Raw genomic sequence first — 22,314 nt, forward strand, 5'->3', positions numbered from 1 at the left:
GAAACCGGCCGCCGTTACGACTCCCGCAGCGCCTTCGCAAGCACCGAGTCGCCGCTGACCTCGATCCGGCCCTCCCGTACGCCCTGCCCGATCGTGAGTTCGCCACGGCTCACCGCCACGCACGTCGCGGCGTCCAGCGTGAGGGCGGCGTCGGCCCCGTCCGGCGCGGGCCCGTCCCCGTACGTCCGGTCGTCGGCGTCGGCGGCGCCGCCGAGCCGCACGTGGAAGCAGCCCTCGTCGAGCCGCATCTCCACCACACCCTCTGCCCCCGGCCCCGCTCCCGCCGCCGCCGCGAGGCACCGCAGCAGCGGCAGCGCGAACCAGTGCGCCCGCACCGCGTCCGTCGGCGCACGCTCCGCCAGCGCGGGCGCGCCCCACGCGGCGAGTGCCTCCAGGACGGGCAGCAACTCCCGCCCCCGCAGGGTGAGTTCGTAGACGTACGCCGCCGACGGCGGGGGCAGCCTGCGTCGCGTCGCAAGGCCCCGCTGCTCCATGTCCTTCAGGCGCGAGGCCAGCACGTCCGTGCTGACGCCCGGCAGGTCGGCGTGGAGGTCGGTGTAGCGGCGGGGGCCGGCCAGCAGCTCCCTGACGATCAGCAGGGTCCAGCGGTCGCCCACGGCGTCGAGCGCCCGGGCGGCCGCGCAGTACTGGTCGTAGCTTCGGCGAGGTGGCATGCGACATAGTCTATGCAAGTTGTTGGACTTTCCAAGCGCCCCCTTGGTAAAACCAAGTAACACACGTCACGGGAGGCGCACCGCATGGAGTTCCGGCAGTCGAGCAAGCTCAGCGAGGTCTGTTACGAGATCCGGGGCCCCGTCATCGAGCACGCCAACGCCCTGGAAGAGGCGGGCCACAGCGTCCTGCGGCTCAACACCGGCAACCCCGCGCTCTTCGGCTTCGAGGCGCCCGAGGAGATCGTCCAGGACATGATCCGGATGCTCCCGCAGGCGCACGGCTACACGGACTCGCGCGGCATCCTCTCCGCCCGCCGCGCCGTCGCCCAGCGCTACCAGGCGCTCGGCCTCGACGAGGTCTCCGTGGACGACGTCTTCCTCGGCAACGGCGTCTCCGAACTCGTCACCATGGCGGTGCAGGCGCTCCTGGAGGACGGCGACGAAGTCCTCATCCCCGCCCCGGACTTCCCCCTCTGGACCGCCGCCACGACCCTCTCCGGGGGCAAGGCCGTCCACTACGTGTGCGACGAGGCCGCCGACTGGTATCCCGACCTCGACGACATGGCCTCGAAGATCACCGACCGCACCAAGGCCGTCGTGATCATCAACCCCAACAACCCCACGGGCGCGGTCTATCCGAAGGAGATCCTGGAGGGCATCCTCGACCTGGCGCGCCGGCACGGGTTGATGGTCTTCGCCGACGAGATCTACGACCAGATCCTGTACGACGACGCGGTGCACCACAGCGTCGCCGCCCTCGCCCCCGACCTCGTCGTCCTCACCTTCTGCGGGCTCTCCAAGACGTACCGCGTGGCCGGGTTCCGGTCGGGCTGGCTGGTCGTCACCGGGCCGCAGCAGCACGCGAAGAGCTATCTGGAGGGGCTGACGATGCTCGCCTCCATGCGGCTGTGCCCGAACGCCCCCGCGCAGTACGCCATCCAGGCCGCGCTCGGCGGCCGCCAGTCCATCCACGAACTCACCGCGCCCGGCGGCCGGTTGCACGAGCAGCGCGACCGGGCCTGGGAGAAGCTGAACGAGATCCCGGGCGTCTCCTGCGTGAAGCCGAAGGGCGCCCTGTACGCCTTCCCGCGCCTGGACCCGAAGGTCCACCCGATCCACGACGACGAGAAGTTCGTCCTCGACCTGCTCCTCCAGGAAAAGATCCAGGTCGTCCAGGGCACCGGCTTCAACTGGCCGCGCCCCGACCACTTCCGCGTCCTCACGCTCCCGCACGCCGACGACCTGGACACCGCGATCAGCCGCATCGGCCGCTTCCTCAGCGGATATCGTCAGTGACACCGGACCCGCCGCCGAGGCCCCGGAGCCACTGAGGGCGCGCCGCCCCGCCGACACCGACCCCTGGAGCCCCGTGCCGTCCTGCGCCACCTGCGCCGTGCCCGTCCACACGCAGTTCGCCTCGCCCGACCTCGTCGGGCCCATCGTGTACGAGGGCTTCGACCGCGCCGCCGACCCGGCGTGGCCCGCCTCGGGCGCGGCGACCGTGCAGGACTACGCCCGCTGGTGCGGCCACCTGTGCGGTCTGACCTGCTACCGGATGGCGCTCGGCCCGGACGCGCCCTCCCTCTTCGAACTGCGGGACGGAGCGCTGAAGTTCGGCGCCTACACCGACGTGGACGGCGAAATCCGCGGCATGATCTACGCGCCCTTCGCGGAGTACGCCCGCGCCGCGCACGGCGTCGACGCCGAGGTCCACCGGCACCTGACCGTCGAGGAGATCGGCGCCCTCCTCGACGAGGGTCACAAGGTCATCGCCTCGGTGCACTTCGAGATCCGCCGCCCGCACCGCCCCGCGCCGGGCAGGGGCGGCCACCTGGTCCTCGTGACCGGCCGCACCGCCGACGGGGACCTGCACTTCCACAACCCCTCGGGCATCGACGCGGCGACCCGCACCGCTCGGCTCTCCCCCGGCGAGTTCGAGCCGTTCTTCGCCGGGCGCAGGGTCTCGCTGCGCTGACACAGGCCACCGGTGCTGCCAGGATGCCGTCATGATGCGTGGAGGGAACGTCGCCGTCGTCGGCGGCAGCATCGCCGGGTGCGCGGCGGCGCTGGCCGCACACCGGGGCGGCGCGGACCGGATCACCGTGTACGAGCGCGCCGCCGGGGACCTGGCCGACCGGGGCGTGGGGCTCGCCGTGCACAACTCCCGTTACGCGGAGCTGGAGTCGGCGGGTTACCTCGACGCGGGCATGCCGTGGGTGCGGCTCACGCGGCGGCGCTGGTACGTGCGGGACGACGCGGCGGGATCCCCCGTGGGGCGGGAGATCGGCGTGCTGCCGTTCCCCTTTCGTACGTACAACTGGGGTCCGCTCTGGCGGGAGTTGCGCGGGCGCGTCCCGCAGGGCGTCGACTTCCGGACGGGCGCCGAAGTGCGGTCGGTCCGGCCGGCGCACGGCGGGGACGGCGGCGTCGAGGTGGTCACCGAGACGGGGAGCGCGCGCCACGACCTCGTCGTCGGCGCCGACGGCTACCGCTCGGTGGTCCGCGAGGCCCGCTTCGGTACGGTGCGTCCGGCGTACGCGGGGTATCTCGCCTGGCGTGGCGCGTTCCCCGAAGCCCGCCTGAGCGACCCGGAGTTGTGGGCCGACGACATCTGTGTGTACGCCGTCTTCCCCGGCGGTCACGTCATCATCTACCGCATCCCGGATGGCACGGGCGGCCACCGCGTCAACTGGGTCCTGTACACCGCGCCGCCCCCGGACCTCGACCTCGGGCTCGGCCTCGACCTGCGGCTGACCGGCCCCACGAGCCTGCCGCCCGGCGGCCTCACCGAGGCGCTCGCCACGCACCTGGCGTACGTCGCCGACGAACTCCTCCCGCCGTACTGGGGCAGTCTGCTGCGCGAGACGGCGCCCGACGAGCTCTTCCTGCAGCCCATGTACGACTTCACCGCGCCGCGCTGCACCGCCGACCACACCCTGCTGCTCGGCGACGCGGCGGCGGTCGCCCGGCCGCACACCGGCGCGGGCGCGGTGAAGGCGCTGCAGGACGCCACCGCCCTGGAGGCCGCCCTGACCTCGGCGGACACCTGGACGGACGCCCTCGCGGCGTACGACGCCGAGCGCACCGTCTCCGGCCGCGCGCTGGTGGACCTCGGGAGGCGGCTCGGCGGGGCGCTCGTCCAGGCGACCCCCGACTGGCACGCCATGGACCAGGCCGCGTTGGAGACGTGGTGGAAGCGGGCGGACGGGTCCGGGGCGTTCGGCGGCCGGGAGCTGAAGCGCTGATCCGCCCGCGCGGGCACGGTGTGACGCGTGATCAGACAGTGGCTGTGCGTGCCGTACTGACCACGCTTCGGGGATGGACGCACCTCGTTTCGGGGACGCACGCACCTCGTTTTGGGGGATGGGCGCGGAGATCAATAAGATCCGGCGATGATCACAAGACAACGGCCGGCGGCCTGGGTCATCGCCCTGCTCGCCGCCCTGACCGCCGGACTCGTCACGGCGGGCCCCGCCGCGGCCGACGACGGCGACGAACCGGCCCGGCCCTCCCCCAAGGTCGAGCTGGTCCTCGACGTCAGCGGCTCCATGCGCGCCCGCGACATCGACGGCAAGTCCCGCATGGCCGCCGCGAAGCAGGCCTTCAACGAGGTCCTGGACGCGACGCCCGACGAGGTCGCGCTCGGCATACGCACCCTCGGCGCCAACTACCGCGGCGACGACCGCAAGACGGGCTGCAAGGACACCGAGCTGCTCTACCCCGTGGAGCGGCTCGACAAGGCGGGCCGCACCGACGCCAAGACCGCCGTGGCGACGCTCGCGCCGACCGGCTGGACCCCCATCGGCCCGACGCTGCTCAAGGCCGCCCACGACCTGACGGACGACACCGCCGGGCGCAGCCGCCGTATCGTGCTGATCTCCGACGGCGAGGACACCTGCCAGCCGCTCGACCCGTGCGTGGTCGCCCGTGACATCTCGGCCAAGGGCATCCACCTCACCATCGACACGCTCGGCCTGGTGCCCGACGCCAAGACCCGCGACCAGCTGAGCTGCATCGCGGAGGCCACCGGCGGCACGTACACCTCGGTCCGGCACACCGATGAACTCTCCGGCCGGGTCAAGCAGTTGGTGGACCGGGCGGCCGACCCGGTCGTCACGCCCGTCGAGGCGAAGGGCGCCGCGCAGTGCGCCGCCGCCCCCAAGCTGGACTCGGGCCTCTACACCGACCGGGAGAAGTTCGGCGAGCACCGCTGGTACCGGGTGGACGTCCCGGCCGGCAAGGAGCTGCGCGCCTCCGTCAGCGTGGCCGCGGACCGTGCCGTGAACCAGGACTACGGCGTGCTGCTGCGCGCCGAGACGCCCAAGGGCCGCGAGATCGTGCGCGGCCAGGAGTCCGGCGACGGACGCACCGACGTGATCTCGACCGGCCTGCGCTACCCCAGGCCCGAGGCGGACGACGAGGACGACGAGAGCGCCGCGTCGCAGACCGTCTGCCTGCGTATCAGCAACTCCTTCTCCGCGCCCGCGTCGGTGAAGACGTCGCCGGGCCTGCCGGTCGAGCTCGCGGTCGACCTGGTCGACTCCCCCGACGACGCGTCCGACGTCGCCTTCTTCGGGCTCGGCCACGGCTGGTGGCTGCTCGGCCTGCTCGTCCTCGTCGGCTTCCTCGCCGGTGTGCTCTGGGGCTGGCTGTCGCGCTGGCGCTTCGCGGTCTGGAGGACCAACTGATGCGTACGACACGTGGGGTGCGGCGCTTCGCCACCGTGACCGGTACCGCCCTGCTGGCGCTGACCGGCGCCGCGGGGGCCGCGACCGCCGACGACGAGGCGCCGGAGAAGGTCACCGAGGCGGGCACGTCCTTCCGTACGGCGACCGCGATCCGCCCGGACCAGGAGGCCTCCGCGGAGGCGTCCACGGGTGACTACCTCTACTGGGCGTTCCCCGTGGACACCGGTCAGCGCGCCACCGTGCACGCGACGGTGAAGCTGCCGGACGCCGCGGCCCGGCACGCCGCGTCCACCTGGCGGGTCGACGTGTACGACGGGCTGCGGCGCCGCCAGGCCTGCCGGCTCGGCACGCCGTCGAGGACGGTCGGGCAGGACGCCGCGTCGGTGACGCTGACGTGCACGCTGCGCACGGTGCGGGCCTGGTCGGAGCAGTGGGCGAACGACCCGCTGCCGGGCACGTACTACGCGCGGCTCACCGTCGCCGACCTCAAGGCCGACGACCTGGGCCTTCCGGTGCGGGCCGAGGCGAAGGTCACCACGACCGACGCGGGCGGCGCGCAGGCGGTGGACGGGACGCTCGGCGACCCCCTGGTGCCGGGCGCGGGCGCGGACGAGAAGCAGGCCGGCGCGGCCGCCGTCGAGCCCGAGGACGGCTGGGCGGGCGGCTGGTGGTCCTCGCGCTGGCTGTGGACGGGCGCCGGCGGTGTCCTCGCGGCGCTCGCGGGCGTCGGCGGTTACGCCCTGACGCGCGGCTCGGGCCGTCCCGCGCGGGCGCCGCAGGGCGTGTAGCGCCCGCTTGCCGGTCCCCGCCGGGCGCCGGTCCCCGGGGGCGTGGCAGGCTCGGTGGTGGCGGTGCCGGACGGCGCCGCCACCACCGGAAGAACAGGAACGGCGCGACCATGGGTGATCTGCTCCTCGTGCGGCACGGCGAGACGGAGTGGTCCCTCTCGGGGCAGCACACCGGCTGGACGGACATCCCCCTCACCGACAACGGTAGGGAGCAGGCCCGCTCCCTCGCCCCGCTCATCGGCAGGTTCCGGATCGGGGCCGCCTTCACCAGCCCCCGGCAGCGCTCGCGGGAGACCGCTGAGCTGGCCGGTTTCGCCGACGCCCGGGTGGACCCCGACCTCGCCGAGTGGGACTACGGGGCGTACGAGGGCGTCACGACCTTCGACATCCACCGCACCCGGCCCGACTGGTACCTCTTCACGGACGGCGTCGCCCCGGGCCCGCCGGAGCACCCCGGGGAGTCGCCCGAGCAGGTGGGCGAGCGCGCCGACCGGATGCTCGCGAAGGTGGACGCGGCGCTCGCCGACAACGAGGGCAGCGTGGTCCTCTTCGCCCACAGCCACTTCCTGCGCGTCCTGACGGCCCGCAGGCTCGGCCTGCCCGCGTCGGGCGGCTCGATGTTCCTGCTCGCCACCGGCACGGTGAGCCGGCTGAGCACGGAGCACCGGCGCCATGTGGTGGCGAGCTGGAACCTGCGGCCGCAGCTGCTGCACTGACGGACCGCGTCCGACGGGGCGCCCTGTCCCAGGGGTGCCGGGCCCCTTCCGTATTCGACACGCCCGCCGATGATCATCAAGACTGCGCTCATGCGATACGGCGTGAACCTCCTCAACTTCGGCTCCGGCACCACCCCCGACTCCCTGCTGCGGCAGGCCACCGACGCCCGCGACCTCGGGTTCGAGTTCGCGATGATCTCCGACCACATAGCGGTGACCCCGGACGTCCACGGGGTCTATCCGGCGCCGTTCTACGACCAGTTCGTGCTCGCCGCGTATCTCGCGGGGCGGGTGCCGGGGCTGCGGCTCGGCACGACGATCACCGTCATCCCGTACCGGCACCCGCTGCAGACCGCGCGGATGGCCGCCAACATCGACCAGTTGAACGAGGCCGGGTTCATCCTGGGCGCCGGGGTGGGCTGGTCCGCCGCCGAGTACGAGGTGCTCGGCGTGCCCTTCCGTGAGCGCGGCGCGATCACCGACGAGTATCTGACGGCGATCCGCGCGGCGTGGAGCGAGGACCCGACGTCCTTCGCCGGCCGGTACGTCGCGTACGAGGGCGTCCGCACCGCCCCGGCGCCCGCGACCCGGCCCCACCTGCCCGTCTGGGTCGGCGGCAACTCCCCGGCGGCACAGCGCCGCGCGGCCGGTCTCGGCGAGGGCTGGCACCCGTTCATGCCGAGCCGTGCGCTGCTAGAGGAGGCGCTCCCGCGCATCGCGGCGCAGGCGGAGGCGGCGGGCCGTCCGGTGCCGGACCTGGTGCCGCGTCTGCAGATCCGGCTCGGCGAGCTCCCCGATTCCCCGGAGCGTCCGCTCGGGCACGGCAGCGCGGAGCAGGTCCGCGCCGACCTGGAGACGCTGGCGGTGCTCGGCGCCACGGACGTACTCCTGGACACGTATCCCGGCACGCCCGGGGAGCGGGCGGACGCGGCGGAGGACCGGCGGGTGCTCGAGCTCGTGATGTCGACGGCGCCCTGATGTCAGTGGCTCGGTGCACCATCGGCAGGAGGTGAGGGACCGGCCGGGAGAGGGGTGCGTGCGGTGAGACCGCCTACTGCCGTTCAGCGACGGATCATCGAGGCCGCGGACCCGGAGACCGGGCGCCTGTCCGGCACCGAGACCCAGCTCGCGGGCCTGGTGCGGGCGCGCCTCGCCTTCCGCCATCCCCGGCCGCCGCACGCGTGCTTTCTGACGCCGGCGGGCCATCGCGTACGGGAGGAGGGCGCGGCCCCGGCCCCTTCCCCGCCGCCCGTACCTGCGGCTGCTTCGGCGGTCTTCGCCGCGCGGACGGGCACGGAGACGGAGCGGCCCGGCACCGAAGGCGCCGCCCGCGCGCGGGAGGTCCGCAGCGCCTGGGAGGGCCTGGTGGAGCTGCGCCGCATGACGAACACGGACGGCGCGCGGGACCGTCCGTGCGGCTGGGAGCGGGCGCACCTGGTGCAGGCGGCGGCGCTGGCCCTGGAGGCGGCCGCGTGCCGCCCGGCGGCCCCCGGCACCCCCGGCTACCGGGTGGAGGAGACCCCGCAGCCGGAGGCGGTGGCCGTCCGGGAGCCGACGCGGGAGGGCCTGCGGGCGTGCGCGGACGCCCTGTCCCGTGCGGGCTGGCAGACGAGCGAACACGCGGAGCGGCGCGCCGGAGGACGGTATGTACTGGCGTCGCCGCGGAGGGCGTGAGCCCCGGGGGGGCGGCTGCGTCGGCTCGCCGGGGGGGGCGTGAGCGAGGGCGTACGGGAGCGATGGCGTGCGGGGCTGCGGGAACGAGGGGGTACGGGAGCGGGCCGAATCGCCTGCTCGGCGCGTCCCTCGCCGGGCCGCAGCAGCGGTTGGCGAGACGCCGGGGTCAGGCGCCCACCGGCACCACCGCCTCCTGCGCATCCCTCGCCGGGCCGCAGCAGGCGCGGGCGGGACGCCAGAGTCAGGCCCCCGCCACCCCCTCCGCCTCCGTACGGCGTTTGATCAGCACGCACATGCTCAGGACCGCCGCCACCAGCGCCAGGTCGATCAGGGCGGAAACCGTCATCGCGTGCGCGTAGTCGCTCGCCGTCGGGGACGCGCCCAGCATGGCGAAGAACGTCGCCCCGACCACCGCGACGCCCGCCGAACTCGCGAACTGCTGCGAGGTGGTGAGCACTCCGGAGGCCGCGCCCGCCTTGTGCGGACGTACCTGCACCAGGGCCGCGCCGATCAGCGCCGGCAGCACGAGGCCGTTGCCGAAGCCGATCAGGCAGAGGCAGAGCACGACCCACGGCACCCCGACCGACGCACCGGACGCGTGGAGCAGCAGCGTCAGCGCCAGCAGACCGGCCCCCGTCGTCGCGCTGCCCGCGAGCAGCACCTTCATCCCGTACCGGTCCATGAACCGTCGCCCCAGCAGTGAACTCACGCCGAAGAGGACGCCCATGGGAGCGAATGTCAGACCGGCGGCGAGCGGGCCGAGTCCGAGGCCCGACTGGAGCAGCAGTGTGAGGGTGAACATGAAGCTGCCGAAGTAGAGCTGGAAGGCGATCCCCGCGATCATGCCCGAGCTGAAGGAGGCGCTGCGGAACAGCGTGAGGTCGAGCACGGGGCTGCCCGAGCGGCGGGTCAGGGCGCGTTCCCAGAGCAGCGTGCCGACGGCCACCGGGGCCGCCGCCACCATGCAGATCCACGACCAGGCGGGCCAGCCGGAGGTCCGCCCCAGGGAGAGCGGCAGCAGGACGAGGACCAGCGCGAGGCAGACCCCGACCGCGCCCACCGGGTCGAGGCCCGCCTTGCCGCCCGGCGCCGGGGCGGGCAGGTGACGGGCCGCCAACACCGCGGCCACCGCGCAGACCGGCACGTTGATCAGGAAGATCAGCCGCCAGCCCGGCACGAACAGCTGCGTTTCGAGCAGCGCGCCGCCCAGCACCTGCCCCGCGATGGACCCCAGCCCGCTCGCCATGCCGTACCCGGCGAGGGCGCGCGGCTTCGACGCGGCCGGGAAGTGAGCGGTGATCACGGCCAGCACCTGAGGAACCATCAGCGCGCCCGCCGCACCCTGCACCAGGCGCGCCGCCACGAGCTGTCCGGCCGTGACGGTGACGCCGCAGAGCAGCGAGGCGATGCCGAAGGCGGCCATGCCGGTGACGAACAGGCGGCGGTGACCGTAGAGGTCGCCGAGGCGTCCGCCGGTGATCATTCCGCTGGCGAAGGCGAACGCGTAACCGCCGACGACGAGTTCGAGCATGCCCGCACTCGCGTGCAGGTCGCGCTCCAGTGACGGCGCGGCCACGTTCACGACGAAGAAGTCGAACTGGACGATGAACATCGCCGAGAGCAGCACGCCGAGCACCAGGCCGCCGGGTGCCGATCCCTTCGTCTCGTCATGTCCGGCGGCGCCTGCGTCGGCGGTGGGCAGAGCCTCGGGCAACGGGAGCTCCTCACGGGTACGGCGGCGGTGCGCGACGGGCGGCGCGCGGTGAGCCAACCCGCGCACCGGGCCGGGTCGATGGCCCGGCCACTCAGTTTTTAGAATAGTTCTTCCGCACTCCGAAATGACACGCACCCGCGGCGCGGCACCGAGTCCCGCACCCCACCGACCGTGCACATGACATCGTCACCCAACCGCCGCAATCCGTTCACACGGCCGTACACACATCCGTGCCACTCTCCCGATGGTTGATTAGTCAACTCGCGTAGACCGCACGCCTCTTGGCCCCCCACGGCCGGGCGCGCGGCGTGCGCGAGACCTTCGGGAAAGGACACACCCCCACATGCCCCTCCCGCGTGTACCCCACTGGAAACCGCTGGCCCTGACCGCCGCCGCCCTCCTCGTCGGCGTCACCGTCCCGGCCACCGCCACGGCGACCCCGGCCGCCCCCGCGCCGCCCCGCACGTCCGTCGGCGCCCACGCCGGCACGTACTACGACGACACGTACTACAAGGACGCGCTCGGCAAGACGGGCCCCGAGCTGAAGTCGGCGCTGCACACGATCATCAGCGAGCAGACCAAGCTGACGTACGACCAGGTCTGGGACGCGATCAAGACCACCGACCAGGACCCGGCCAACAGCTCGAACGTCATCCTGCTCTACAGCGGCGCCTCACGGAGCAAGAGCGCGAGCGGCGGCGACCAGGGCGACTGGAACCGCGAGCACGTCTGGGCCAAGTCCCACGGCGACTTCGGTACGGCGACCGGACCCGGCACCGACATCCACCACCTGCGCCCCGCGGATGTCACGGTCAACAGCATCCGCGGCAACAAGGACTTCGACAACGGCGGCAGCGCGGTCGACGGCGCCCCCGGCAGCCTCACCGACGACGACTCCTTCGAACCGCGCGACGCGGTCAAGGGCGACGTGGCCCGGATGATCCTCTACATGGCCGTACGGTACGACGGCGACGGCGGCTTCCCCGACCTGGAGCCCAACGACAAGGTCGACAACGGCAGCGCACCGGCGATCGGCCGCCTCTCGGTCCTGAAGCAGTGGAGCGACGAGGATCCGCCGGACGCGTTCGAGAAGAACCGCAACCAGGTCATATTCGACAAGTTCCAGCACAACCGGAACCCGTTCATCGACCACCCGGAATGGGTGGAAGAGGTCTGGTAGATCAGGCGAGTTCCGCGAGTTCCGCGAGGTCGTCGGCGTCGAGTCGCAGTCCGGCCGCCGCCACGTTCTCCTTCAGGTGGTCCGGGGACGACGTCCCCGGGATCACCAGCGTCGCCGGGGACATGCCGAGCAGCCACGCCAGCGTGACCTGCGCGGGCGTGGCCCCGTGCCGGTCGGCGACGCGCCGCAGCACATCGAGGTCGGGCGCGCCCGCGCCGCCGAACGGAAAGTACGGGACGTACGCGATGCCCTGCTCCGCGCACAGGTCGACCAGGCCCGCGTGCTCGCGCGACAGCGGGCTGAACCTGTTCTGCACGGCGGCGACGGGCGCGATCTCCCGTGCCTCGGCGAGCTGTTCGGGCGTGGCGCCGCTGACGCCGAGGTGGCGGATCAGGCCCTCCTCGCGCAGCGCCGCCAGCGTGGCGAAGCGGTCGTCGCCGGGGCCGTCGGTCCGCAGGAAGCGGAGGTAGACCAGGTCGAGATGGTCGCGGCCCAGCTCGCGCAGGTTGCGGTGCACGGCCGCGCGCAGCTCGGCGGGGCCTGCCGGATCCGTCCAACTCCCGTCCGGCCGACGGCCCGGGCCTACCTTGGTGGCGATGACGAGGTCGTCGGGGTACGGGTGCAGGGCCCTGCGGATGAGGTCGTTGGCCGCGATGTCCTCGAAGAAGTAGAAGGCCGCCGTGTCGATGTGGTTCACGCCGAGTTCGGCGGCGCGGCGCAGCACGGCGACGCTCCGGTCGGGGTCGTGTGCGGGCCCGTCCCACTGGGCGGCGGGCAGCCGCATCGCCCCGAACCCCATGCGGCGGACGGGGAGTTCACCGCCGATGCGGAAGTGGCCCGCGGCGGCCGCAGAGGCCTCGGCGGCCGAGGTGTCGCCGTCGTTCGTCGTCGTCATGGGCGAGATCCTCAGTCGTACGCATTTCGTACGCGAACACATGGCCACTTGCTGCCACCGTTGACCCCCTCGACCCGGCGCCGCAGACTGTCGCCACCATGGCGAGCACATCGGACAACGATCAGATCGTGACCCTGCGGGGCGAGCGGGAGCTGGTGCGGCGGGCGGGCGGCCTGTTCACCGGGGCCCGCGAGGAGTTCCTGTGCGCGGCCGCCGATCTCGTGACCTTCTCGCCCGGCGTGAACGCCGCGTTCGCCGGCGGCAGACGGCCGCCGCTCACCCCCGGCGGGCTGACCATGCGCAAGCTGTACACGCCGCGGGCGCTGGCGAACCAGGAGTCCGAGGAACGGCTGCTCAGGATCGCCGAGTCCGGGGCGCACGTGCGCATTTCTGCGGCGCCGCTCGCCCACGAGGCGATCGTCATCGACCGGCGCGTGGCGATCCTCGCCGGCGCCCCGGTGCGCGGCGTGCGGACCTTCACGGTGATCCGGTCCCCGATCGCCGTCGACGGCGTCAGGGCCCTGGTGTACGCGGCGTGGGAGACGGCCGCCGACCTGGCCGAGTTCCGCCGCACCCGGCCGCCCGCGCTGGACGAGGAGGAGCGCCGGATCCTGCGGGCGCTCGGCGCCGGGCAGACGGACGAGGTGACGGCGCGCGAGCTGGGCATGTCGCTGCGCACGTACCGCAGACGCGTCGCCGGACTGATGACGGTGCTCGGCGCCACGTCCCGTTTTCAAGCGGGCCTGCGGGCGCACGAGTTCGACCTGAGAGGGCCGGGAGGGACCGGCGACGCGAAGGTGTCCGGCACTAAGCGTGGAACAGGGCATGGAACAGGGCGGAAAACCGTCTAGATTGTCGCTCGATCGTCGAACTACCCGGTACGGCGGACGCAGGACGCAAGCACCTTGCCAGGAGGCAACCGTGTCAGATCACGACCCTCAGCACGACTCAGCAGCCGCTGCCATACGCACGCGCATCGACACCAGCACACCGCACTCCGCGCGCTTCTGGAACTACTTCGTGGGCGGCAAGGACAACTACGAGAAGGACCGGGAGCTCGGCGACCACATCAAGCAGATCTTCCCCGGCCTGGTCGACGTGGCGCGCACCAGCCGGCTCTTCCTCGGGCGCGCGGTGCGCCACCTCGCCGCGGAGCAGGGCGTACGGCAGTTCCTGGACATCGGCACGGGCCTGCCGACGGCCGACAACACGCACGAGGTCGCCCAGCGGGCCGCCGCCGACTCGCGCATCGTGTACGTCGACAACGACCCGCTGGTCCTCGCGCACGCGCGGGCGCTGCTGACCAGCACCCCGGAGGGCCACACGGCGTACATCGACGCCGACCTCTACAAGCCGGAGGCGATCCTGGCGGAGGCCGGCAAGACGCTGGACCTCTCGCAGCCGGTCGCCCTGATCATCCTCAACACGCTCGGCCACGTCGCCGACCACGCACAGGCGCGCGACCTCGTGACCCGTCTCATGTCCGGCCTGGCGTCCGGGAGTTACCTGGTCATCAGCGACTCGACGGCGACGAGCGAGGGCATGATCGCGGCGTCGAACGAGTACAACAAGAGCGGCGCGATCCCGTACTACGTACGGAGCGTGGCGGAGATCGGCGCCTTCTTCGACGGCCTGGAGCTGCTGGAGCCGGGCGTGGCCCAGGTCACGCGCTGGCGCCCGGAGGACGAGGGGGAGGCGACGGAGGTCGACGCGTACGGGGCGGTGGGCAGGAAGCCGTAACGCGGCGCGGGCCTCCAGTCCCGTGGCGCTCCCACCGATGAGTTCCGGCCCCGCGGAAGGTCTCCTCTATGTACGTGGCGTATGCGGCGTACATACGGTCCGAGGACCCGAGGAGACGGTGATGGACGTGATGGACCGATGAGCGGGACGGAACTGCGGGACGTGCTGGAGGCACACGTCGGCAAGGGGCCGGGGATGGCGCCGGGAGCGGTCGCCGTGGTCGCGCGCGGCGACCGCGTCGAGGTGCGGGCCGTCGGCGCGGTCGACGCCGACGGCAGCGCGCCGATGGCCCGGGACTCCCTCTTCCGCATCGCCTCGATCACCAAGCCGATCGTCGCCGCGGCCGTGCTGATGCTGGTCGAGGAGGGCCGCCTCGCGCTCGACGCGCCCGTCGCGCGCTGGCTCCCCGAGCTCACGTCGCCGAGCGTGGTGCGCACCCCGTCCTCGCCGGTCGACGACGTCGTCCCGGCCGTGCGCCCGGTCACCGTCGAGGACCTCCTCACCTTCCGTGCCGGATACGGCTTCCCTGCCGACTTCTCGCTCCCGGCGGTGCAGGCGCTGTTCAGCGAGTTGAAGCAGGGGCCGCCGCAGCCGCAGCTGGTCCAGGGGCCGGACGCGTGGATGGCCGCGCTGGCCCGCGTACCGCTGCTGCGCCAGCCGGGCGAGGCCTGGCTGTACAACACGTGTTCCGACATCCAGGGCGTGCTGATCGCCCGCGCGTCGGGCCGTCCGCTGGACGAGTTCCTGGCCGAGCGGATCTTCGAGCCGCTCGGCATGAAGGACACGGCGTTCCACGTCCCGGCCGACCGACGCCACCGCTTCACCACCGCCTACCGTCCCGGTCCGGCGGACGGGCCCCTGCAGCTCGTGGACGCGCCCGACGGCCAGTGGAGCCGTCCGCCCGCCTTCCCCTCGGGTGCGGGCGGCCTGGTCTCGACGGTGGACGACTGGCACGCCTTCGCCCGCTTCCTGCTGGCGCGGGGCACGTCGGACGACGGCCGCGAGCTCCTCTCCCCGGAGTCGGTGCGCCGGATGACCACGGACCACCTGACCGCGGCCCAGCGCGAGGCGAGCGGCCTCTTCACGGAGGGCCAGGGCTGGGGCTACGGCGGCTCGGTCGACGTCGTCCCAACCTCTCCGTGGAACATCCCGGGCCGCTACGGCTGGGTCGGCGGCACCGGCACCACGGCCCACGTCACGCCGTCGACGGGCACGGTGGCGGTCCTCATGACCCAGCTCGAAATGACGGGCCCGACACCGCCGGCCGCGATGCGGGACTTCTGGCGGTACGCGGCGACGGTGTGAGCCCCAGCGGTCACCTCAGGCTTCGGCGTCCCTGAGGCGCTCCACCTCGGCGATGTCGTCCGCGAACGACCCCGGGGCCGCGCGGTCCAGCGCCCGGTACAAGTCCAATGCGGAGTCGTACGCCTGGCGGGCGTGCTCCTGACGGCCCAAGGCGATGAGAGCTCCGGCGTGGCGGACGTGGGCCGCCGCGCACTCCTCCGCCAGCTCGCTGTCGAGATCCTCGGAGAGTCCCGTCAGGTCCGTCAGTTCCGTCAGGACGGCGACAGCTTCGGCCGCCACCTGTTCGGCCTCTTCGTGACGCCGGGACGGCCGCAGGAACTGGAGTTGGTTGGTCAGTGCGGTCAACAGGCCTCTGTAGTCGCTCGGGTCCGCCCGGTGGACGGTCCTGAAGACCTGTGCGGCCTTGTTGTTCACCCGGAAGGCGACCGCCATGCACGACGCATGGGTCAACGCCAGTGTCTGGATGAGGAAGGACCCGCCGAGCAGGGGCAGGTAGGCGTGGCCGTGTGCGACCACCAGCCGGCGGGCCAGGCCGACGGCCTCGTCCGCCAGGTGCAGCGCCTCCGTCGCCGTGCCGACCTGGACGCTGAGCTCGACGGCGCTGTGCAGGGTCAGGACGAGGTCCGCCTGGGCGGACTCCGTACCGGAGCGGACGAGGTGACGCTCGATCGCCACCACCTCCGCCCGCGCCTCCAGCGCGCCGGTGACGTCGTCGAGGCTCAGGAGCACGTTCGACTTGTTGGTCAGGGTGGACGCGAGTTCTGCCAGGTACGCGTCCGGTTGGTCGTCCGCCGCCGTCCTGCGGACGACCAGGGACTCCTCGGCGGCCTCCAGCGCCTCGTCGAGGAGACCGACGTCGTGGAGGCGCAGGGTGAGGGTGTTCAGCGAACGGGCGAGGTCGGGCAGCGTCCCGGGATACTGTTCGGCCAGCTCTCGTCGTAGGCCGACCGAGGTCCGCGCGACCGCCAGGCCCTCGTCGTGCTCCCCCGCGTCGGCGAGGTGGTGCGAGAGGTTGTTCAGTGCCGCCGCCAGGACGAACCGCCGGTCGGCCTCGCTCTTCGGCCGCCACGCGGTCACCAGGTCGACGCTCTCGCGTCCCTCCCGGACGGCCTCCGCCACCCGGCCCAGTTTGCCGAGAGCCGCCGCCCGTTGGTGCAGGGCCAGCCCGCGTAACAGCGGGTCCGTCGTGCCCTCTTCGTCGAGGATGCCCAGGGCCGCCGTCGAAGCGTCCAGGCTCTCCTCGTACCGGTGTGCCGACATGAGTCTCATCGCCAGGTTGTGCAGCGAACTCGCGCGCTGCAGAGCGGGAGACGCCGACGACTGTTCGTCGATGACCTGCACCAGCTTCTCGTGCAGCCGGATGCTCCACGACGCCAAAGCCCGGGTCAGCGCCGGGATGCGCTGGGCGAGGTCAAGGAGCTGGTCCGGCGGCAGCAACTCCTCCACCAGGATCTGGTCGAGCGCGGCGATCAGGATCGCCGGCTCCGCGCTGCGCGTCCCCGCCGCCACCAGCAGCGACGCGAGACGCTCCGGGGACGCGCGCACGGCCGTCCGCAGGACCTCCGCCAGCGGCTCGGCCCCGACCCGCGCGGCGGCGCGGCTCAGCACGACCAGGGAGCCCACGGTCTCCTCCGCGTCGAGCACGTGCAGCAGGCGCAGGAAGATCTCCGGTTCGGCCGCCACGCGCGTACCCACGAGGTACTCGCCCAGGGGGTCCGGCTGCAGGGGGCCCCACTGCCACGCGCCGCCGCCCTCGGCGGAGTCGGGGCGCGGGTAGAGCTCGTGCAGCCAGTCCGCCACGGCCCGCCGCACCGACTCCCGGTGGTCGCCGATGCGCGGCACGTGGGCGAGCATCGTGTGGGCGCGGCTTCGCGCGACCGGCCCCACCAGCGTCGCCGTCACCACGGCGTTGCGCAGTGCGGCGTCGCCAAGGGTGCTGAGCGGGGCGCGCCGCGACGTCTCCTTCCAGTACGCCAACTCATGGCCCAGAAGCGCCTCTTGGGCGCCCCGCACCTGCGTCCGCGCGCTCGGTGCGAGGACGCTCGCGAGGGCCGCCATGTGGATGTCGAGCACGGTCCGCCGCGCCGGGTTCGGGACGCCCGGCCAGGAGGAGGACGGCGAGGACGGCCCGCCGCCGCCCGGCGTCGGCGGCCCCACCGCGAGGCCGATCGCCGCGGCCCCGCGCGCCAGGTCCTCCACGGCCGTACGGAACACCTCGTCCTCGTCCACGCCGAGCGAGGACGTGTCCAGGATCGACCAGCGCCGGGCCTGCCCCGACATGTCGGCCGCCTCGGCTCCCGCGTGGGAGCGCACCTCCTCCCACCAGGGTCCGACGGCGCGCGCCACGAGGAGGACCTTGAAGGGGGCGCCGCGCGGGCGTCGGCCCAGGTGGCGCAGGAGGTCGCCCAGCTCCTCCACCCGGCTCTCCGCGTAGTCGACCACGAGCAGGACGGGAGCCGTCGTGCCGGCGAGCAGCCGGTGCTGTTCCGGTGCACTGCCCCGCCTGAGGTGCACCACCGCGTACCTGGACGCGGCGAGCCGGTGGCCGACCTCGCGGGCCAGGCGGGTCTTTCCGGCGCCGCCCGCCCCCGCGAGGAGCGCCACCGACACGTCGTCGCCCGAGGTGCTCCAGGCCACCATCTCGTCGAGCAGTTCACGGCGTCCGGTGAACCGCACCGTCTCCGCCCTGGGGTGGAGCAGTGTGGCGGCGGACCTGGGCACCAGCGGTTCGATCGGCTCGGCGTGGTCGGCGAACTCCGCCGGTTCGAGGTGGACGGCCGACCCGGTGTGCCGGCGTACCAGTTCGCGGAAGGCCTCGTCGGCGAAGAGCACATAGCTGGGGACGGCCTCGATCCTGCTGTGCGGCCAGCCGGGCAGGTCGGCGACGGCGACGCCCACGAGCGTCCCCGCGCACCACACGGCGCCGCCCGACAGGCCGGCCCACGGCGACACCGTCGGGGAGCCGAGGGGCGGGCTGCCGGTCAGGCCCAGCACATAGCGGTCGGACTCGACGGCCTCCATCGGGTCCAGCGTGCCGCGGAACGACGTGGACCCGAGGCGGCCGTCGCGTCCGGACAGGCCGGTGTAGCCGCGGACCGAGGTCTGCGTCGGCTCGGGCGTCACCAGGCGGCCCCAGCGCACCGGGGCGGGATCGCGTGCGAGGTCCCGCTCGGCCAGCAGGAGGGCCGTGTCGTACGGACCGTCCGAGCGCGACCAGACCACCCGGCACGGCGTGGGCTCCCCACCGGGCGTCTGTACGGTCGCGTCCGTCCGGTCGCCCAGCACGTGCCGGGCGGTGAGGACGAGCCGCGGGGCCAGCACGTAACCCGACCCCTGCCCGGCCGCCCGCACCACCGCGGTGCGGCGTCTGTCGTCCACCACGGGCCGCCGGGTCTCAGCGCCCGTAGGAGGAGTCCAGCGAGCCCGTCTCCGGCGGTGCGTCGTTGCTGATCAGGAGGGGGTTGCCGGTCCGGTCGCGCGGGGTGAGGACGAGTTTGACGTGGTGGACGTCCTCTTTGGCGACCTTTCCGGAGGCGCCCGCGGAGACCACCGCGCTCAGGACGCGCCCCAGTCCGACCCGGGCGGTGGCCTCCCGGGTGAGGGTGACCGCGAACTCCAGCTCGATGGGCCCGACTTCGAACTGCACGTCACTGGCAGCGCCCGCCGTGGCCGCGCTCAACAACTCGTCCCGGAGCGCCTGCACCGCCTCGCCGACACCGATGGGCTCACTCACGTCTCCCCCGCTTCCCCACCCCGTCCGCCTCCACCGTGCGGCGGCCCGGGGCGACTTGGTGCACCGGCGCCACATTTTACGGCCCGCCCGGCGCGTCCGTCAGTCGTCCAGCGCCTCCAAGACCTTCCCCAGATCCACGAACTTGAAGTCGGTCGAGGGGCGGTCGCCCTCGCCGGGGGCGTCGTGGCCGTCCTGGACGACCAGGAGGCCGTGGGGGTACTTCGGGCCGAGCGGCTCGTTCAGGGCGGCCGCGCCGTCGCACTCCTCGGAGCCGTCCAGGGCGCCGCCCGCCGGGGTGACGCGGAAGCCGCCCTCGTACTCATTGTGCTCGCCCGGCTCGCGGTCGTACGCGGCGAACGTGTCGTCCCCCTGGCTGGAGGCCAGCAGGTAACCGTCGCCGCCGCGCTCCCGCACCAGGGTCAGACCCTCCACGTCGGACGCGATCCGCTTGCCGCCGTACCCGGGGTCGGGGCCCGGCACGCACTCCTCGGTCTCCTCGTCGTAGACACCGGGGACTCCGTACTCCCGTACCTTGTCGACGAGTTCGGGCTTTCCCGTGAGGTCCGCGCGGACGCGCCAGATGCCCACGTCCTCCTGGCCCGCGTAGAGCGTTCCGGTGGCCGGGTCGACCACCATGCCCTCGACCTGCGGGAGTTCGCCCGGCTCGGCGCACGGCGTCCACGGCCTGCCGTTCGGCAGCCGGAACGTGGACGGCAGGTCCAGGGTGCGGACCGTGCGGTAGGTGACCGTGCCGGCCCGGTTCGGGGTCAGCTCCAGGAGCGCCACGCTCGTGCGCTCGCGGCGGCTGACCAGGGCGTACGAGCGTCCCGTCGACCGGTCCTGCCAGGTGGCCAGGCCGTACGCGGTGCGCTGTTCGTTGATCTCGGCCTGGTTCGCGGAGAAGACCGGCGGGGCCGCGGGGTCCGTGACGTCGGTGAGCGGGCCGCCGGGGCGGTCGCGGTCGATCCGGTAGAAGCGCAGCCGGTCGTGGCCCCGGTCACTCGTGACGGCCAGGTCCGCGCGGCCGGCGCCGAGCTTCAGGCCGTGCACGAGGTCGACGTTGTTGAAGCGGCCGGGGGCGTCGTCGGGGCCCTCGGCCGGCGGCGCGGCGATCGACTGTACGGGCCGGGCGTCCAGGTCGTACGCGCGCAGGCCGCCCTCCTTCGCCGTGGCGATCACCAGGCTGCGCGCCGGGTCCGCGGCGTCGCGCCAGATCGCGGGGTCGTCGGCGTCCGCGTTGCCGCCCGCGTCGTCGTCGTGCAGGGCGGGCGTCTCGGCCCTCGGGGTGACGGCCGGCAGCGGGGCGCCAGCCGCGGGTGCGGCGGGGGCCGCCGCGAGGACGGCGGCCAGGGCCAGGACGACCGAACCGGTCGTTCGGCGGGTCGGACGGTGTCTGGTCACGCGATGTCTCCTCGTTCCGGGAACGGATGGATGATCGTGCGTGAGACTGGGGCCCGTCCGTGTCGCTCCGGCGTACGGCGCGCGTCCGGTAACACCCCGCCCGAATGTACACAGGGTGAATCACGGGCCCCAGCGGCGTCCGCGCCACTCCGCCGCCCCTAGGGCGCCGGCCCTTGCTCTCGGCGCGACGCCCCAACTGCCCAACAGGTCAACCGCGTTGCGCGTCCACCAGCTCGCGCGCCTCCTCGTCCGTCGCCACCGACGGCGGCGAGCCCTCCAGCGGCTTGCGCGCCGTCTCCTTCATCGCGGCCACCGCGACGATGCCGACCAGGCCCGCCAGCATCGTGTAGAACGCGGGCATCAGGTCGTTGCCCGTGGCGCCGATCAGCGCCGCGACCACCAGCGGCGTCGTACCGCCGAAGAGGGAGACGGAGATGTTGAAGCCGATCGACAGGGAGCCGTAGCGGACGTCGGTCGGGAACAGGGCGGGCAGCGACGAGGACATCGCGCCCAAGTAGCAGACCAGCGCGAGCCCGAGGATGAGCAGACCGGCGAAGACGGATACCGTGCCGCCCTGCTTGATGAGGAGGAAGGCCGGCAGGGCCAGGACGAAGAAGCCGATGGAGCCCGCCATCAGGACCGGCTTGCGGCCGATGCGGTCGGAGAGGCGGCCGACCGAGTTGATCAGGGCCATCAGGATCAGCATCACGACCACGATGGACATCAGCCCGCCGGTCTCGCCGAAGCCGAGCTGCGTGAGGTACGTCGGCATGTACGAGAGCAGCATGTAGTCCGTGACGTTGAACGCCGCCACCAGCGCGATGCACAGCAGCATCGCGCGCCACTGGCCGAAGAAGGACTCCCGGAAGGACTTCTTCTGGCGTTCGGCCGCGGGGCCCTCGCCCTCCTCCATCTTCTGGAAGGCGGGCGACTCGTCCAGCTTCAGCCGCAGGTAGAGGCCGATGAGGCCGAGCGGGGCCGCCACCAGGAACGGGATGCGCCACCCCCAGGACTGCATCGCGTCCTCGCTGAGCCCCATGGTCAGCGCGGTGACGAGGACCGCGGCGACCGTGTAGCCGATGAGGGTGCCGAACTCCAGGAAGGAGCCCCAGAATCCGCGGCGCTTGTCGGGCGCGTACTCCGCGATGAAGGTGGCGGCGCCGCCGTACTCACCGCCCGTCGAGAAGCCCTGCACCATGCGGCAGAGGACGAGGAGGACCGGCGCCCACACGCCGATCGAGGCGTAGCCGGGGATCAGGCCGATGGCGAGCGTCGCCGACGACATCATGATCATGGTGAGCGCGAGGATCTTCTTGCGGCCGACACGGTCGCCGAGCGGGCCGAAGAACATGCCGCCGATGGGGCGCACCAGGAAGGCCGCGGCGAAGGTGGCCAGCGAGGAGAGCGTCTGCGCGGTGTCGTTCCCGGAGGGGAAGAACTCCTTGCCGATGATCACGGCGAGGTAGGCGTAGACACCGAAGTCGTACCACTCCATGGCGTTGCCCAGCGCGGTCGCCTTCACCGCCCGCTTGACCTGGGCTTCCTCGGTGACCGTGATGTCCGCCTGGCGCAGCCTGGGGTTCTTGCGGCGGTGGATCGCGCGAAAGAGCGCACGGTGGCGGGCCACGGCTTCGGGCGCGGGCGGTGCCGGTGTTTCGGGGGCTTCTGGCGCGCTCACGTGACTGTCACTCTCTCTGTCGGCACCTTGGTCGTTCCGCCCGGCTACCCCGGTCGGACGTCGATCAACATTGCCAAGCCGCGAGAAGTCGAAGTGGCCGCCGATGGTCCTCACGCCGAGGGCCCCAA

At 73.0% G+C, this 22,314-nt stretch carries 19 protein-coding genes; 12 read left to right on the forward strand and 7 right to left on the reverse strand.

Translation table 11 applies throughout. The features are described 5' to 3' along the window. Positions 1–14: 14 nt before the first annotated feature. The gene (locus ACFYO9_RS11700; RefSeq protein ID WP_358773534.1) at positions 15–674 is read right to left on the reverse strand and encodes a helix-turn-helix domain-containing protein; all 660 of its coding nucleotides are present in this window, start codon (positions 672–674) and stop codon (positions 15–17) included. An 84-nt stretch (positions 675–758) separates the two neighbouring features. On the opposite strand from ACFYO9_RS11700, the gene ACFYO9_RS11705 reads away from it, so the two are divergent. The 8 genes from ACFYO9_RS11705 to ACFYO9_RS11740 all read left to right on the forward strand — a co-directional run bounded on the left by ACFYO9_RS11705 (position 759) and on the right by ACFYO9_RS11740 (position 8,540). Next, a complete protein-coding gene (locus tag ACFYO9_RS11705; RefSeq protein ID WP_358773532.1) occupies positions 759–1,970 on the forward strand; it encodes a pyridoxal phosphate-dependent aminotransferase in 1,212 nt (403 codons plus the stop codon). A 73-nt stretch (positions 1,971–2,043) separates the two neighbouring features. Beyond that, the gene (locus ACFYO9_RS11710; protein WP_388666152.1) at positions 2,044–2,649 is read left to right on the forward strand and encodes a peptidase; all 606 of its coding nucleotides are present in this window, start codon (positions 2,044–2,046) and stop codon (positions 2,647–2,649) included. A 34-nt stretch (positions 2,650–2,683) separates the two neighbouring features. Then, on the forward strand, positions 2,684–3,919 hold the full coding sequence (locus tag ACFYO9_RS11715; protein WP_388666212.1) for an FAD-dependent monooxygenase: 1,236 nt from the start codon (positions 2,684–2,686) through the stop codon (positions 3,917–3,919). A 147-nt stretch (positions 3,920–4,066) separates the two neighbouring features. Then, positions 4,067–5,362 (forward strand): VWA domain-containing protein, encoded by a 1,296-nt coding sequence (locus ACFYO9_RS11720; protein WP_358773527.1) that lies wholly within the window; start codon positions 4,067–4,069, stop codon positions 5,360–5,362. Then, positions 5,362–6,150 (forward strand): hypothetical protein, encoded by a 789-nt coding sequence (locus ACFYO9_RS11725; protein WP_358773525.1) that lies wholly within the window; start codon positions 5,362–5,364, stop codon positions 6,148–6,150. Before ACFYO9_RS11720 ends, ACFYO9_RS11725 begins: the two co-directional genes overlap by 1 nt. Positions 6,151–6,260: 110 nt before the next feature. Next, on the forward strand, positions 6,261–6,866 hold the full coding sequence (locus tag ACFYO9_RS11730) for a histidine phosphatase family protein (RefSeq protein ID WP_355805711.1): 606 nt from the start codon (positions 6,261–6,263) through the stop codon (positions 6,864–6,866). Positions 6,867–6,956: 90 nt separating this feature from the next. Then, positions 6,957–7,844, forward strand: a complete 888-nt coding sequence (locus ACFYO9_RS11735; RefSeq protein WP_358773523.1) for a TIGR03619 family F420-dependent LLM class oxidoreductase — start codon at positions 6,957–6,959, stop codon at positions 7,842–7,844. A gap of 63 nt (positions 7,845–7,907) precedes the next feature. Then, entirely contained in the window at positions 7,908–8,540 is a 633-nt protein-coding gene (locus ACFYO9_RS11740; RefSeq protein ID WP_358773521.1) for a hypothetical protein, read from the forward strand. Positions 8,541–8,781: 241 nt separating this feature from the next. On the opposite strand, the gene ACFYO9_RS11745 is transcribed toward ACFYO9_RS11740, so the two are convergent. Continuing rightward, on the reverse strand, positions 8,782–10,254 hold the full coding sequence (locus ACFYO9_RS11745; RefSeq protein ID WP_358773519.1) for an MFS transporter: 1,473 nt from the start codon (positions 10,252–10,254) through the stop codon (positions 8,782–8,784). Positions 10,255–10,597: 343 nt separating this feature from the next. On the opposite strand from ACFYO9_RS11745, the gene ACFYO9_RS11750 reads away from it, so the two are divergent. Continuing rightward, positions 10,598–11,434: an endonuclease gene (locus ACFYO9_RS11750; RefSeq protein WP_358773517.1), complete on the forward strand. Its 837-nt coding sequence runs from the start codon at positions 10,598–10,600 to the stop codon at positions 11,432–11,434. A gap of 1 nt (position 11,435) precedes the next feature. On the opposite strand, the gene ACFYO9_RS11755 is transcribed toward ACFYO9_RS11750, so the two are convergent. After that, complete coding sequence (locus tag ACFYO9_RS11755; RefSeq protein WP_358773515.1) at positions 11,436–12,329, reverse strand: aldo/keto reductase; 894 nt, start codon at positions 12,327–12,329, stop codon at positions 11,436–11,438. A 98-nt stretch (positions 12,330–12,427) separates the two neighbouring features. On the opposite strand from ACFYO9_RS11755, the gene ACFYO9_RS11760 reads away from it, so the two are divergent. The 3 genes from ACFYO9_RS11760 (at position 12,428) to ACFYO9_RS11770 (ending at position 15,374) form a co-directional block, all read left to right on the forward strand. Further along, positions 12,428–13,180 (forward strand): helix-turn-helix transcriptional regulator, encoded by a 753-nt coding sequence (locus ACFYO9_RS11760; RefSeq protein ID WP_358773513.1) that lies wholly within the window; start codon positions 12,428–12,430, stop codon positions 13,178–13,180. 70 nt (positions 13,181–13,250) lie between these two features. Beyond that, positions 13,251–14,069 carry an SAM-dependent methyltransferase gene (locus ACFYO9_RS11765; protein WP_355805690.1) on the forward strand — a complete coding sequence of 273 codons (819 nt, stop codon included), beginning with the start codon at positions 13,251–13,253 and terminating at the stop codon, positions 14,067–14,069. 138 nt (positions 14,070–14,207) lie between these two features. Beyond that, positions 14,208–15,374: a serine hydrolase domain-containing protein gene (locus tag ACFYO9_RS11770; protein ID WP_358773511.1), complete on the forward strand. Its 1,167-nt coding sequence runs from the start codon at positions 14,208–14,210 to the stop codon at positions 15,372–15,374. Positions 15,375–15,389: 15 nt separating this feature from the next. Here the strand turns inward: ACFYO9_RS11770 and ACFYO9_RS11775 are convergent, their stop codons facing one another. The 4 genes from ACFYO9_RS11775 to proP form a co-directional block, all read right to left on the reverse strand. Further along, positions 15,390–18,755: a trypsin-like peptidase domain-containing protein gene (locus tag ACFYO9_RS11775; RefSeq protein ID WP_358773509.1), complete on the reverse strand. Its 3,366-nt coding sequence runs from the start codon at positions 18,753–18,755 to the stop codon at positions 15,390–15,392. 13 nt (positions 18,756–18,768) lie between these two features. Next, positions 18,769–19,107 carry a trypco2 family protein gene (locus tag ACFYO9_RS11780; RefSeq protein WP_358773507.1) on the reverse strand — a complete coding sequence of 113 codons (339 nt, stop codon included), beginning with the start codon at positions 19,105–19,107 and terminating at the stop codon, positions 18,769–18,771. Between the two features lie 99 nt (positions 19,108–19,206). Then, positions 19,207–20,508 (reverse strand): phytase, encoded by a 1,302-nt coding sequence (locus ACFYO9_RS11785; RefSeq protein WP_388666155.1) that lies wholly within the window; start codon positions 20,506–20,508, stop codon positions 19,207–19,209. Positions 20,509–20,716: 208 nt separating this feature from the next. Continuing rightward, positions 20,717–22,186: a glycine betaine/L-proline transporter ProP gene (proP, locus tag ACFYO9_RS11790; RefSeq protein WP_358773505.1), complete on the reverse strand. Its 1,470-nt coding sequence runs from the start codon at positions 22,184–22,186 to the stop codon at positions 20,717–20,719. Positions 22,187–22,314 lie beyond the last annotated feature (128 nt).

This window comes from Streptomyces sp. NPDC005863, assembly GCF_042871345.1.
GTDB lineage: Bacteria > Actinomycetota > Actinomycetes > Streptomycetales > Streptomycetaceae > Streptomyces.